Here is a 13,364-nt window from a genome sequence, read left to right on the forward strand (position 1 = left end):
AGCGTCTCATGAGCCAGGCCGTCGACCTCGCGGCGCTCACGTCCGGCGGGTCGCGCGAGGAACGCATGGAGGACCTGGAGTCCCTGCGCGAGAACTTTCCAGGCTGGAGGTTCGACCTGAGCGACGTCCGGCCGCGCTGGCGCGCACAGCGCGACTACCTCGCCTACTACGCGCGGCCCGCCGCGATCACCGAGGTGCGCGGCAACGACCCGAACGAGGTGGCGCGGCTGCTCCTGCGCGTCCCGCGGGCCGAGGCGGGCCTGGACGAGGGGCGGTGACCGTGCCCGCGCAGAGGCCGCCGCGCCTCCCGGACGGCATCACCCACTGGCACGGCGACACCACCGGATCCTGGTGGGCGATCGTGCCGGGCTGGGACGGACCGCACCTGGTCGAGGCGGACACCCAGGAGCGGCTCGCCGAGAAGGTCGAGCGGGACCTCCAGCGCTCCGCGGACGCACAGAACCGGGACGACCGCCAGGTCCTCCCGGATCGCACGGTCCGACCCGCCCCTGTCAGCGCCCACTGGCCCACATCCCCGATCCAGGCCCGGCCGGGCCACCACGTTCCGCCCTCGCGCCGCCGGCGGCACGGCGGCCCTACCCATTGAGAGACCCCGTGCAACTCACCGACCGCGACGCGATCGTCGCCACCATCGAGACCGCCCCACTGCACAAGATCGAGGCCCGCGAATGGGTGTGAACCACGAGGACGACCGGGACCGCCGGGGCGACGGGCCGGACGAGAAGCTGCTGCAGATCCTCTACTACTCCACCTGGTTCACCCCGATGTGGTTCATGCCCATGTGGCGCAGCCATGCGGGGGCCAGGCCCTGGTTCGGCCCCTGGCTCAAGCGAAGGCTCGGCGGCTGCCGGATCCGCGTCCGCCGCCGAAAGCGGGACGGCGCTTCATGACCGGAGACCGCGCCCGCCCCTAGACCCGTGGCCCCGGACCAGCCGGCGCGCGTCCGGGGCCGCGGTACCAACCCCCCATCGCAACCCCTATCGCACTGGAGGTGCACATGACCCGCACCAGCCAACCCCAACCCGCCGCCCGGCAGGACGGTGATCGCGGCCAGGCCATGCCCGACGACGGCTACGGCGCTCTGCTGCGCGACGCCTACCAGGCCGGGCCGCGGCGCGGCACCCACCTGCAGATCATCGAACGCGACGACGGCTTTGTGTCCATCGAGGACGCCTACCGCTACTTCACCCGGCCGGACGAGTGGATCGCCGGAGAGCGACAGGCGGTCGCGCTCGCCTCCGGCCGGGTGCTTGACGTCGGGTGCGCCGCTGGGCGGCACATGCTCGCACTCACCGGCGACCACGAGGTCGTCGGAATCGACCCCTCGCCCGGCGCGGTCGCAGTCGCCCGCGCGCACGGCCTGGACGCCCGCGTCGGGACGGTCACCGACCCGGGCGAGCTCGGCGGGTTCGACACGCTGCTCATGCTCGGCGGGAACCTCGGCCTGCTCGGCACCCAGGCGCACGCGCCCGTCGTCCTGGACAGCCTGGCCCGGCTCGCGCGCACGGGCGCGCAGTTACTGGCGATCGGCCACGACCCTCACAAGAGCGCCGCGCCCGAGCACCGCGCCTACCACGACCGCAACGCCGACTACGGACGGCTGCCCGGGCAGGTGCGCATGCGGGTGCGGTACAAGACGTGGACGTCCGACTGGTTCGACCGTCTGCTGCTCAGCCCGGACGAGCTGCGCGCCCTGCTCGCCGGCAGCGCATGGACCCTGCGCGAGGCCACCTACTCGCCGAACACCGCCGGGTTCTACCTGGCCGAGATGACCCGCACCGAATCCACTACGACCATGCCCGCGGCGTGCTAGGACAGGCCCATGACCGATCCTGAACTGCATGCGAAAGTGGACGCGCTCACCGAGCGGGTCTCCTCACTCGCCAGCGCGCTCGGCGTCACGGAAGAGCCGGTCAAGGCCCGGCATGGAGCCATGCCCGACCGGCTCACCGCCGCCGACGTGATGCGAACGACCTTCTGGACCACGCGGCTGGCGACCGGATACAGCGTCGAGCAGGTCGACGCCTTCCTCGACCACGTCGCCGAGGAGATCGCCCGGCTGACCGAGGAGCGCGACGAGGCGCGCCGGGAGCGCGACGCACTCCGCTAGACGCTCACCACTAGAGCCCCCGTCTGCGTGCAGGCGGGGGGACGACAAGGCGGCGGGCGGCGCTGAGCAGGACCACAACGGGCCAGGCGGCGCTGAGCAGGGTGCCCGAGGGTCAGGTGGCGCTGAGCAGGGCGGGTGAGGGTCAGGTGGCGCTGAGCAGGACGAGCGGTTCCGTGGTCGGGCGTGCGGAGCCGCCCGCCGGCTCGATCGTCACGCCCACCTGGTCCGTCGGACGCCAGGTCCCCGCCACGACCGGCCGGCTCCGGTCGCCGGGGAGCAGGCCCGCCGAGCGGGCGCCGTCCGCGTCGATCAGCCACAGCTGGTACGCCCGTGAGGACGGCAGCGCCTCCAACCCCGAGGAGGCGACGACGACCCGGCCGCGTGAGGCGGACGCGACGATCGTCACCGTCCCGCCGCCCTTGGCGCCGCCGGTCGCCGACCGCGCGTCCGGCGCGGACAGCACGGACGCCACATCGCGGGACGCGTCCTCGGCCTGCTCGACGCGCTGCCGTTCCCGGACCGCCTCGGCGACGGACACGGCCGTCACCAGGCACGCGGCGGCCGCGACCCCCGCGACGGCGGCGCGCCGCCACCGTTTCGGCCGGATCGGCTCGATCCGCGTCCGGTCCGGAGCGTCCGGCGGCTGGCTCGGTGTGGCCGGTGCCTGGTGTGACGTGTCCGGCGGGAGGCTCGGTGTGATCGGCGGGAGCTGGCGGACGTGCCGGATGTCCGCCAGTACCCGGCCGCGCAGGTGCGGCGGCGGCGCCTCGGCGACCGCGGCGCCGAGCCGCGCCGTCGTCGCCCGGAACTCGCGGAGCTCGGCCGCGCACGGCTCGCACGCGGCGAGATGCGACTCGAACAGGCGCCGCTCCTCGGCGTCGTCGATCGCGTCGAGCGCGTACGCGCCGGCGAGGGCGTGCACGTCGTCCGTCATCGCTCCACCCCCAGGCAGTCGCGCAGGCGGATGATGCCGTCGCGCATCCGGGTCCGCACCGTGTTCAGCGGCGCCCCGATCAGTTCGGCGACTTCACGATAGGTATGCCCGCCGTAGTAGGCCAGCGTCACCGACTCTCGTTGCACCCGTGTCAGCGTCCCGAGGCAGCGGCGCACCCGCTCGTGCTCCAGCCGCGTCTCGACCCGCTCGCCCACCGGATCGTGGGCGGCGCCCGGCCCGTACCGCGCGGCCCGGGCCTCCCGCTCGCCGGCGGACTGCTCGCGCCGCACCCGGTCCACGGCCCGGCGGTGCGCGATCGTCATGATCCAGGCCAGGGCGGAGCCGCGGCCGGGGTCGTAGCGGGTCGCGGACCGCCACACCTCGATCATCACCTCCTGCGTCACCTCCTCGGCCATCGCCGGATCGCGGACGATCCGCCGCGCCAGGCCGTGCACCGGCGCCGCCACCACGTCGTACAGCAGCTCGAACGCGCGCTCGTCGCCGCGCGCCGCCCGGCCGAGGAGCGCGTCGGCGTCATGACCGGGCACGGTGCCGTTCTCCGGCGGTCTCGTCCCTGTCGCCATGCCGCGCTCCTCTCGCCGGACCGTCCTCCAGCCCCCACCCACCGCCATTCAACGGACGAGCTCCGCTCGGCGGTCCGTCCCTCTGGTACTTCGCGGTCGGAGCCGTCCTGGATCGGCGTTCACAGGACGAGACTGCGCAGCGTGAGCCCGACACCGAGGACGACGACCGTCGCGGACGTCCCGATAGGCATCATTCCGGAGGGGAGGCGCGCCCGCTTGGCCAGAATGCGCCGCCGCCCGGTCAGCATGCGGTGCGCGAGGACGCGTCCCGAACCGGCGACGAGAAGGCCGACCGCCACGAGCGCGGCGGCCAGGCCGAGCCCGTACGCGAGGACGAGGACGACCCCGAACCACATCCGTCCGATCGCCGCGCCGCCTACCAGCACCACCACCGCGGACGGGCTCGGGACCATGCCGCCCGCCAGCCCCAGCAGCACCACCCCGCCGCGCCGCGACCCACGATGATCATGCCCATGCTCGTCCGAATTCCCATGCCCGTGGCCGTGTCCATGGCCGTGCCCATGCCCGTGCCCATGCCCGTGCCCGTAGCCGTGCGTGTTGTGGTGGCGGTTGTGTAGGGCTCGGCGGAGTAGTAGTGCTCCGGCCGCGGTGACGAGGACGCCGCCGGCCGCGCCGAGCCATGGGAACAATGCGTCGGGTGCGAGGAGCGTCCCGGTCGTCACGAGCAGTCCGAGGACGAGCACGCCCGCGGTATGCGTGGCGGTGACGGTGAGGCCCAGGGTGAGGATGTCGCGGGTCCGGTTCCGGCTCTCGCCGATCGCGTGGGCCGCCATGATCGTCTTGCCGTGCCCGGGGGCGAGAGCGTGCAGCGAGCCTAGCGCCATCGCGACCAGGAACGCGAGGACGGCGAAGCCGGGCGTGAGGTCGTGCCGCGCGACCAGGGACGTGAACCGCTGCGTGAGCCCGTCCGCGCCGCGCGGCAGCAGCCGCTCGGCCCCGCCGCCTGACCCGAGCCCGGACGCGGGCCCGGACGCCGCGAGCGGCGGGCCGCCCGGACGCACCGTAAGAGTCGCCGAACGCTGGTCGAGCGGCGAGGCGAGCATGTCCTCCGGGTAGGCGGTGAGCCGCCCGCTGCGGGACGAGCCAGGCACGTCGGACGCCGACAGCGTCATCCGGTCGCCCCGCGCCGTGATCTCCCGCCAGCCGACCCGCCCGTCCGCCGCCCCGCCGTCCCGGAACGAGATCGTCCCGGGTCCGGCGGGCGCGGTGATCCGGCATTCGGTCCGGAGCGTCGGCAGCCCCGCCTGGCCGGGCGGCGCCGTCGCGGACGCCGATGCGACGGTCGCGGTCACGGCCCGTCCGTCCACCGTGATGCGGAACGACATGGCCGCGCGGCCGCAGACGCCGTCCGCCCACGCGCCGAGTTCGGCGGCGGACGGACGGCCGTCCCCGTCGGCGTCCACGTCCGGCAGGGCCTGCGCGGCGGGAATCTCCGCGAGGTCCTCGACGTGGTCGATCCGCAGTTCGTGCGGCGCCGCGACGAGCCCGTCGTAGTGGTTCACGCTGAAGTTGCCCAGCGGGTGCGCGGCGAGCAGCCCCGCGGCGAGCGCCTGGCCGATCATGATGCGTCCTCCAGGTCGCGGCCCCCGCGCGGGTGCTTGCCGAGCGCCTTCTCGATGACGTCCAGGTGGGCGCGGAACTGCGGGCGGCGGTATCCCGTCGCCACCGCTTGGCGGGCGTAGGGGAGCGCCTCCTCGTCCCGTCCGTTGACGTGCAGGGCCCAGGCCAGCGCGTCCGCCGCGTGGACGCTGCACTGCTGTACCTCGCGCCCACGCGAACCGGGGCAGCGCCGGTCGTATTCGGCCCGCGCCGCGCGCAGCGCAGCTTTCGGATCGCCGTGGTCGGACTCGAACAGCGCCGTCTCCAGATCCGCGTCGACGCCGTTGGCCTTGGCGATCCGGGCCCACGCGGCCGCGACCGCGTACTGCCGTTTCGCCTCGTCCGGGCGTCCCGCCGACTCCAGCAGCTCCCCGTACTCGGCCAGGTACTCCGGCAGCGGCAGCCGCCGGACGAGCTCCGCCCGGTCCGCGAGCGCCCCCTTCACGTCGCCCCGCGCCGCGCGGACGCGGGCCTGCCCGTCCAGAGCGGGCAGGTATCCGGGTGACACCCGCAGCGCCTCGGCGTATTCGCGTCCCGCCAGGTCCAGGTCGCCGTCGTTCCAGGCGAGCTCCCCGAGCTGGGTCGCGATGTAGGCGCGGTCGCCCGGATCGATGGCGGACCCGCGCGCCAGGCCCAGCACCCGCCGCGCCTCCCGGACCTCCCCGCGCAGCTCCCGCACGTACGCGAGCCGCGTGAAGATCGGGATGCCGGGGCGCCTGGCGTCCGCGCGCCGCGCCGCCGCCAGCGCGTCGTCGTAGCGGCCCAGCTCGACCAGCGCGTCCACCCGGACGGCGGCCGCCCGCTGGCCGTACGGGTTCGCCTTCAGCGCACGGTCGGCGTACCGCAGCGCCCCGTGGAAGTCGTGCCGGGCCGCCGCCAGTGCGCCCAGCCCTGCAAGCGCCGCGTCGTTCTCGGGGGCCTCCTTCAACGAGCGCCGCAGGACGCCGTCGGCCTTCGGGTAGTACGTGGTGTCGCCGGTCACCCGGGCCTTCTCCACGTACGCGAACCCGAGCGACGCCCACCCGGCCGCATCGCGCGGCTGCTCGCGGAGCCGCTTCTGCAGCCCCGCGATGCCCGCGGACGCGGGCCCCGAGGCCGGGGCCCCGGCCGCCGCGGACCCGGTCGTGGCGGACGTGTCGGAAGAGCGGACGGGGGCGACCGCCGATCCGAACGTCAGCACCGCGACCAGCCCGGCGGCCGAGACCCCGGCGATCAGCGGACGGCGCATCAGACCTCGAGCCGTCCGGTACCGGGGCGCCTGCGCCGCCACCACAGCAGCCCGCCCGTCAGCATGAACGCCGCACCGCCGGCCAGCGCCGCCGCCGGCAGCGCGCCGGCCAGCGCGGAACCGTCGTCCTCGTCGGCGATGGGCTCGGACGCGCCCGCGTTGAGGAAGCTCATCGGCTTCCCGTCCGGGCCCGTGCGGGCGGGCTTGCCGGAGGCCTTGGCGGGGATGCGGCCGCGGGCGTCGGTCCCGGACCTGGGCTGCGCCACGTACGGGAACGCCTTCTCGAACGGGAGGTCGTTGGCGTTGACGGCGTCGCCGAGGTCGTTCTTGCTGCCGAGCAGCTCGCCCTCGGCGACCTGGAGGATGATGTCGGTGACGTCGTCGGTGAGCCGCCGCCCGTTCGGGAAGCCCTGGTTGTCGCCGTTCAGCACGGCGAGCCGGTCCGGCTTCGGAGTCGGCTTGATCGAGGTGTTGAGCCGCAGCAGCTCGGCCGGCCGCACGTTCTTCGGCTGGTTCAGCCCCGGCACGCCGGTCAGGAACGCCTGGACGAGGTCCTTGCGCGGCGTCGCCGGCGCCGGGATCTTGTAGAGCTGCTCGATCAGCCTCGGCACCTCAGGATTGAGGACGAACTGCGCGAACTGCGCGTCCGCCCACGGGTTGGACGCGTTGAACGTGTCCTTCTTCCCGCGCGGGATGACGACCTCGTTCACCAGCGAGGCGCCGAGCCTGGAGACCTGCGTGTAGTCGCCCGAGGCGGTCTGCCGCTGCACGGTCGAGTACACGCCGATCACCGGATCCTGGGCCGTGACCAGGTCCTTCGTCGGCACCTGGACGGCCAGGGTGTTCACGTTGTAGCCGCTGACGGTGTCGTCGCCGACCTCCGTGAGGTTCCCCCCGAACAGCAGGTTGAAGATCTGCAGATCGATGAAGAAGGAGTCGTCGGCCTGGCCGGCGAACGCGGTGGACCCGTTGCCGAGCTGCTTGATCGCCTGCTGGCGCAGCACCGGGTAGTTCGGCATGGACGCTTTGCCCACGTTGGACGGCGCCACGGGCGCGTTGTCGGCGAGCTTGCTGGCGTGGGTCACCTTGCCGTCGGTCTGCCGGATCAGCGTCAGGTCGTAGGTCTGGGTGAAGTTGAGGTCGGGGTCGTCCAGGCTCGTCACCGGCCCGGTGTTGTAGAGGAAGGTGTTCCCGTTCTTCAGGAAGTCGTTGAACTCGAACCGGAAGATCAGGTCCGGCTGCGCGTCGCCGTTGTTGTCGACGTTGAAGTCGTAGCGGGCGTCCCGCGCGAACTTGTAGAAGTTGGGCCCGCCCGCCGGGTCCTCGAAGGGAATGAAATTGGCGATCAGTGTTGTCGTGTCCGGCTTGTCGGGACTGACGAACGCGTACACGTCGGTGTTGTCGTACTGCGGCTGCCCCGAGATGAGCGGCGCCTCGCGGTGGCTGGACGCGGCGCCCTGCTTCGGCGCCAGCCCGAAGAGACCGCTGGTGACCAGCAGCCCTCCGGCGGCGACCAGCGCGGCGGCCCGCGCTCTGAACGGATGGGTTGTCGGCATTCTGCATCCCCTGCCGGTGTCCGGATGCCGTCGCGGCGGCGCCGTTCCGTGGCGCTGGGCTTGGAATGCCGCGGCGCCGGATCGACCGGTTCCTTCGCCATGCCCGCCACTACTTCGCGGCCGTCCGGCGATCTGATTGCCGCTGTCCGCATACGGCCACGCCCGAACCGCCCCGCCGGCGCCGCCACCTGGCACGCGTCTCGGACGGACGCCGATGGGGTCGAGCGTCAGTGGGATTTGGCCGCCGGACGGTGGGGTTTCAGCTGGGGCGGAACCCGGCCGGTGGTGATCTCTTCGGCCAGCAGGCGGCCGACGAGGGGCGCGAGGATGATCCCGCTGTGCGTGACGGCCTCGTAGTAGCCGGGGAGTTCGGGGATGCCGCCGATGCTCGGGTAGCCGCCCTGCGGGAGGACGCGGTGCCCCGTGCCGAAGCCGATGCCGGTGGCCGCCGCCAGTCCGGGCAGGACCCTGGCGGCCCGGGACACGAGGTCGCCGGTGAGGTCGCGGGCGTCCCGGCCGCCGGCGAGGGCCCGGTCGACCTGGTCGGAGCGGATCATCACGCGGCCGGGGCCGTCCGGGCGGATGGAGACCTCGGGGGTGTGGACGATGCGGCGGAGATGGGAGCCGGGGGTCGTGGCCGTCAGCAGGAGGCCCGGGCTGCGGGTCAGGGTCAGGGACGACCCGGCGGAGGCCGCGAGGGCGGCGGCGCCCTGGCCTGCGGCGTTGACCACGATGTCGGCGGGGACGTCCTCGCCGCCGGTGGTCGTGACGACCCAGTGGGTGGAGGTGCGGGCGAGGCGGGCGACGGAGGTTCCGGGACGGATCTCGGCGCCGTGCCGCACCGCCCGGTCGAGCAGGTGCAGGGTCAGCGCGACCGCGTCCACCCAGCCCTCCGCGGGTGCGTGCAGGACGCGGCCGGGGAGCCGGGCCGCCATGCCCACGTCGGGGGCGGGCTCCCAGGTGAGGGGGTATCCCCAGGCCCGGAACCGATCGGCGCGGCGAGCCAGGTCGGCCTCGCCCGCGCCGTCGTCGCCGACCCCGCCCGCGCCCTCGTCGCCGGCCCCGTCCTCGGCGAGGAGGACGGACCCGCACGGGTGGTGCCAGGCCGGCAGCTCGGCCTCGGACGCGAGCGCGGCGTGCTCGGCCATGCCCTCGGCGTTGAGGCGGAAGTAGTCGCGCGGCTCCTTGTCGAAGGCGCTGAGCCGGGCGAACGTGACGGCGGTCGTGCCACTCGCCGGTCTGGCGGCTTCCAGGATGCGGACGTCCAGCCCAGCGCGCGCCAGGTGGTAGCCGGCGGACGCGCCCATGAGCCCGCCGCCGATCACCACCGCCCTCATCGCGCGCTCTCCACGCGCCGCGGCGTCGGGGCGTGCGGACGGTCCGCGCCGGTGATCACGACCAGGACCGGGGCGTCGGGGGCGATCTCGCCGCGTCCGCGTGCGGCGATCATCCCGGCGAGCGCGGTGGCGCTGCTGTAGCAGGCGTCCAGCCCTTCGAGGTCTTTCAGGAGCCGCCGGGCCGCTTTGATCTCCTCGATGCCGACGGACGTTATGCGCCCGCCCGTGCTGCGGCACACCGTGTTGACGTACGGATACGACTGGGCGGGATCGCCGCGCAGAATGGCCTCGGCGATTCCGGTGGGGGCCGGTATCCGGTAGCGCGAGTCGAACGTGGCGTCGCCGCGGTCGAAGGCGTGGGCCATGGGATTGCAGGTGTCCTGCTGGACGCCGGTGAAGGCGGGAATCTTCGGCAGTTTGCCGAGCATGCGGTACTCCATCGCGCCCTTGCAGGCGCCGAGCAGGCCCATTCCGCTGCTGACGGCCTGGAAGACGTGGTCGGGGGCAACCGGCATGTCGTCGAATGCCTCAAGATAGGCGAGCTTCAGCCCTTCCCGGCGGCTGGGATTGAAGAATCCGCCTTCGACCCCGATTCCGGTCTCGCGGGCGAAACGGCGGGCGGAGATGTCGGCGGAAACGAAGTCCGAGTCGATGACATAGGTCCGGCTGGACGGGTGGTCCTGGTAGTTCAGCCGGTGCAGGAACTGCCGTCCGACGAAGATGTGCAGGGTGAAGCCGCCGAGCAGCCGGGCCGCGCGGGCGAAGGACGTCGAGGTGTTCCCCGTCGAGGCCAGGGCGATCTCCGTGACGCCCAGCTCCGCGAACCGGGCGAGCGCGACGGAGGCGACGCGGTCCTTGGTGGACCGGGTCGGGTTGGACGTCTCGTCCTTGAGGAAAAGGGCGTCCATGCCGAGCCGCCTGCCGAGTTCCCGCGCGTGGATGCAGGGCGTGTTGCCCTCGCCGAGCCACCGCAGAACGTCCGGGTCGCGCACGGGGAGAAGGGCCGAATAGCGGCGCAGCGGGTCGTGGGAGTCGGAGAACGACGCGATGGACAGATCGTAGATCGCGTCCACCGCGCCCTCGCAGTGCGCGCAGCGATTGCGGAGCAGATCGTCCTGTTCCGTGCCGCAGATGATGCAGCACCACCGGTAGCCGGGCCCGGTGCCGCAGGACTTGTCGAGCAGTTCCTGGTATTTCAGCTCCAGCATTTGTCCGTCCCTTCGGGAGCCTCGTCCAGCCAGCGGTCCATGGACGATTCGGGATGGCGGCAGCCGGCGGCCAGCAGCCGCCGGAAACGGTCGAGCAGGCGGTCGACGCGGGCCCGCGGAAAGACCTCCGGGTCGTATTTGGCGGCGAGCCGGAGCGCGTCCCCGGCATCGCCCTCGGGCCTCGCGGTCAGCAGGAGGTCGACCGGGAAGCGCTGGCGGACGTGCCCGTCGCCGCCGTCCGGGTCGAGGCGCTGCGCGGCGCATCCGTCCAGGTCGAGCGGCGGGACGGCGGGGAGCGTCTCGAAGACGACGAACTGGGACTCCACCATCACGGTCAGCAGGTCGGGGATCTCCTCGCACAGCGCCAGCACGGGCACCTGGCCGTGCGTCAGCGCGTCCCGGACGACGCCCGCCGTGGAGCCCACCGCCTCGGTGAACGTCCGTCCGGGTGGCGCGTCCACGCGGAGGAGCACGGGGTTGAGCAGAAGCCCGACCATCCGGTCGGCCTCGGGTGTTTCGCGTGCGGCGTTCAGCGTGAGGAGGCGGACGTCGCGGTCGCCGGTGTCGAGGGCGAGCAGCCTGGCGAGCGCCGCCAGCAACGCGGCGAACACGGAGGCCCGGTTCCGCCGCGCGAGATCGGTGAGGGCGGTGGTCTCCTCGGCCGTCAGCAGCACGCCGGCCGACATCGTCGGACGGCTCCCGGGTTCGGGACGCCGGTCGGTCAGGCGGATGGGGGAGGCGTGCGCCGCCTGCCTCGTCCAGTAGCGCAGTGCCGAACGGTGGGGTTCGGCGTGCCGCCAGCCGGTGTCGGCGAAGAACGTCTCGTCGGTGCGCCGCACGAGGTCGCCGTAGCCGGACGGCGGCGGGAGCGCGGGGGTCCGGCCGCCGACCGCGGCGTTGTACAGCTCGGCCAGTTCGCCCGCGATCACGGTCATGGACGAGGCGTCCGCGATCAGGTGATGGGCGCGGATCACCAGCAGATGCTCGATCGGCGAAGCGCTGGTCAGATCGACGGCCAGCACACGTCCCGCCTCCGGATCGAGCGGCCGTGCCGGGCTGTCGGCAGAGCGCTGGACGAAGGCGTCTGGGACGCGGTCGAGCACGATCTGATGCCCGGCGGACGCGCCCAGCAGCACCCGCGTCCGCAGCGCCTCGTTCCGTTCGATCAGCCGGTCGACGGCCGTCGACAGGGCGGCCGCGTCGAGCCGCCCGGTGATCCGGTACCGGAGGGACAGGGCGAAGTCCGGATGCCGCGCGCCGCCAGGACGCCGGTAGTGGTCGATATACCAGAACACCGTCTGGGCCGGAGCCAGCGGCAATGTCCGGGAACGGTCGGGATGCCGTACAGGGGGCGCGGGGGCGGCGGACGGGCGACCCGCGTCGATGAGGGCCGCGACCTTCCGCACGGTGGGGGCGGCGTACATGGTCCCGGACGGCGGCGCGGAGCCGAACAGCCCGGCCAGCTTCGCCGTGCAGCGGGCCGCGAGCAGCGAGTTCCCGCCGAGTTCGAGGAAGTCGTCCGTGGCGCCGACCCGGTCGACGCCGAGGAGACCGGCCCAGAGCGCGGCGATCGACTTCTCCGTCTCCGATTCCGGCGGGACGTAGGGGGTGCTCAGCTCGGGGCGCGTCCGGCGGGCGGACGGCGGCGCGGCGGATCCGTCATGGCCCAGGCTCACCGCCAGAAGCGGGGCGGGGGAATCGAGCAGCGCCTTCCGCTCGATCTTGCCGAAGTCGCTGCGCGGGATCTCATCGACCCGGTACAGCGCGTCGGGGACCTTGAAGTAGGACAGCCGGTCGCGGCAGGCGGCGAAGATCCGTGCCGCGTCCAGGCCGCCCGGATCGGGGACGAGGAACGCCACGGGCACCTCGCCCAGGATCTCGTGCGGCTTCCCGGCGACGGCGGCGTCCGCGACGCCCGGCACCGTCCGGAGCACCTCCTCGACCTCGGCGGGCACGATGCTCTCCCCGCCCCTGCGGATCAGCTCGCCGATCCGGCCGCCGATGGTGAGGAAGCCGTGCTCGTCCGTCCGGCCGAGGTCGCCGGTGCGGTACCAGCCGTCCCGCAGCCGCCGCTCCGTCTCCGCCGGACGGTCGTGGTAGCCGGTCATGACGCCCGGACCGCGGACCCAGACCTCGCCCTCGTCGCCGGCGCCCGCGTCGCGTCCCGTCGCCGGGTCGACGAGGCGCACCGCGACGCCGGGCACGGGCGGGCCCGCCGACCCGGGCGCCCTGCGGCCGGACGGCCGGTTCATCGCGACCGGCCCGGACGTCTCCGTGCAGCCGTAGCCGCCGATGAGCGGCATGCCGAACGTCCGCTCGAACGCCGCGCACAGCGCCTCCGTCGCCACCCCGCCGGCGCACAGGCACAGCCGTGGCCCAGTCGGGCCGGGCCCGAACCCGTCCGGGCCCGCCGCACGGACGAGCTGGTGGTACATGGCGGGCACGCCCACGAGCACGGTGAACGGCTCGGAGTGAACGGCGGCGAGCACGTCGCACGGGTCGAATCCGCCGAGGATCCTGGCCGAGGCCCCCGTCGCCACCACCCCGTGAAGGCACAGGACGTGGGAGAAGCTGTGCGACAGCGGCAACGGCCAGAGCAGGCGGTCTTGCTCGTCCAGGCCGAGGATGCCGGTGAAGCAGGCCGCGACCGACCACAACCTGTTCCGCTGCGTGGACAGCACGCCTTTCGGGCGGCCGCTGGTGCCCGACGTGTAGAGCATCCAGGCGACGTCGTCCAGGGGAAGGTCGTCGGGAGCGGGGCGGGCG

General features: G+C 73.5%; 13 protein-coding genes. 5 read left to right on the forward strand and 8 right to left on the reverse strand.

The window, feature by feature from the left end:
- From E1287_RS37335 to E1287_RS37355, 5 genes are all read left to right on the forward strand, one after another.
- A partial coding sequence (locus E1287_RS37335) for a hypothetical protein (protein WP_207934692.1) occupies positions 1-278 on the forward strand: 278 nt, incomplete at its 5' end.
- Positions 279-280: 2 nt separating this feature from the next.
- Complete coding sequence (locus E1287_RS37340) at positions 281-607, forward strand: hypothetical protein (protein ID WP_131970008.1); 327 nt, start codon at positions 281-283, stop codon at positions 605-607.
- 82 nt (positions 608-689) lie between these two features.
- Entirely contained in the window at positions 690-911 is a 222-nt protein-coding gene (locus E1287_RS37345; RefSeq protein ID WP_131970009.1) for a hypothetical protein, read from the forward strand.
- Between the two features lie 107 nt (positions 912-1,018).
- Entirely contained in the window at positions 1,019-1,834 is an 816-nt protein-coding gene (locus tag E1287_RS37350) for a class I SAM-dependent methyltransferase (protein WP_131970010.1), read from the forward strand.
- A 9-nt stretch (positions 1,835-1,843) separates the two neighbouring features.
- Entirely contained in the window at positions 1,844-2,131 is a 288-nt protein-coding gene (locus tag E1287_RS37355; RefSeq protein ID WP_131970011.1) for a DivIVA domain-containing protein, read from the forward strand.
- 142 nt (positions 2,132-2,273) lie between these two features.
- Here E1287_RS37355 and E1287_RS37360 read toward each other — a convergent pair whose 3' ends face one another.
- The 8 genes from E1287_RS37360 to E1287_RS37395 form a co-directional block, all read right to left on the reverse strand.
- The gene (locus E1287_RS37360; protein ID WP_131970012.1) at positions 2,274-3,065 is read right to left on the reverse strand and encodes an anti-sigma factor; all 792 of its coding nucleotides are present in this window, start codon (positions 3,063-3,065) and stop codon (positions 2,274-2,276) included.
- Positions 3,062-3,649 (reverse strand): ECF RNA polymerase sigma factor SigK, encoded by a 588-nt coding sequence (gene sigK / locus E1287_RS37365; protein ID WP_131970013.1) that lies wholly within the window; start codon positions 3,647-3,649, stop codon positions 3,062-3,064. Before sigK ends, E1287_RS37360 begins: the two co-directional genes overlap by 4 nt.
- Positions 3,650-3,768: 119 nt before the next feature.
- Entirely contained in the window at positions 3,769-5,232 is a 1,464-nt protein-coding gene (locus E1287_RS37370; RefSeq protein WP_131970014.1) for a nickel transporter, read from the reverse strand.
- Positions 5,229-6,497 carry a hypothetical protein gene (locus E1287_RS37375; RefSeq protein ID WP_131970015.1) on the reverse strand — a complete coding sequence of 423 codons (1,269 nt, stop codon included), beginning with the start codon at positions 6,495-6,497 and terminating at the stop codon, positions 5,229-5,231. Before E1287_RS37375 ends, E1287_RS37370 begins: the two co-directional genes overlap by 4 nt.
- Positions 6,497-8,053, reverse strand: a complete 1,557-nt coding sequence (locus E1287_RS37380) for a DUF4331 domain-containing protein (protein WP_131970016.1) — start codon at positions 8,051-8,053, stop codon at positions 6,497-6,499. Before E1287_RS37380 ends, E1287_RS37375 begins: the two co-directional genes overlap by 1 nt.
- A gap of 227 nt (positions 8,054-8,280) precedes the next feature.
- Positions 8,281-9,390 (reverse strand): FAD-dependent oxidoreductase, encoded by a 1,110-nt coding sequence (locus tag E1287_RS37385; RefSeq protein ID WP_131970017.1) that lies wholly within the window; start codon positions 9,388-9,390, stop codon positions 8,281-8,283.
- On the reverse strand, positions 9,387-10,598 hold the full coding sequence (locus E1287_RS37390) for a pyridoxal-phosphate dependent enzyme (RefSeq protein WP_131970018.1): 1,212 nt from the start codon (positions 10,596-10,598) through the stop codon (positions 9,387-9,389). Before E1287_RS37390 ends, E1287_RS37385 begins: the two co-directional genes overlap by 4 nt.
- Positions 10,586-13,364 (reverse strand): fatty acid--CoA ligase family protein (locus tag E1287_RS37395; protein ID WP_165969395.1); only part of this gene is annotated, 2,779 nt, incomplete at its 5' end. The genes E1287_RS37395 and E1287_RS37390, both read right to left, overlap by 13 nt.

Origin of the sequence: Actinomadura sp. KC06, assembly GCF_004348735.1 — a bacterium.
In the GTDB taxonomy this organism is placed as follows: Bacteria; Actinomycetota; Actinomycetes; order Streptosporangiales; family Streptosporangiaceae; genus Spirillospora.

Coding starts and splice junctions, on each gene's coding strand:
- E1287_RS37345 (WP_131970009.1), top strand. CDS start 690: ATGGGTGTGAACCACGAGGACGACCGGGACCGCCGGGGCGACGGGCCG.
- E1287_RS37350 (WP_131970010.1), top strand. CDS start 1,019: ATGACCCGCACCAGCCAACCCCAACCCGCCGCCCGGCAGGACGGTGAT.
- E1287_RS37355 (WP_131970011.1), top strand. CDS start 1,844: ATGACCGATCCTGAACTGCATGCGAAAGTGGACGCGCTCACCGAGCGG.
- E1287_RS37360 (WP_131970012.1), bottom strand. CDS start 3,065: ATGACGGACGACGTGCACGCCCTCGCCGGCGCGTACGCGCTCGACGCG.
- sigK (WP_131970013.1), bottom strand. CDS start 3,649: ATGGCGACAGGGACGAGACCGCCGGAGAACGGCACCGTGCCCGGTCAT.
- E1287_RS37370 (WP_131970014.1), bottom strand. CDS start 5,232: ATGATCGGCCAGGCGCTCGCCGCGGGGCTGCTCGCCGCGCACCCGCTG.
- E1287_RS37375 (WP_131970015.1), bottom strand. CDS start 6,497: ATGCGCCGTCCGCTGATCGCCGGGGTCTCGGCCGCCGGGCTGGTCGCG.
- E1287_RS37380 (WP_131970016.1), bottom strand. CDS start 8,053: ATGCCGACAACCCATCCGTTCAGAGCGCGGGCCGCCGCGCTGGTCGCC.
- E1287_RS37385 (WP_131970017.1), bottom strand. CDS start 9,390: ATGAGGGCGGTGGTGATCGGCGGCGGGCTCATGGGCGCGTCCGCCGGC.
- E1287_RS37390 (WP_131970018.1), bottom strand. CDS start 10,598: ATGCTGGAGCTGAAATACCAGGAACTGCTCGACAAGTCCTGCGGCACC.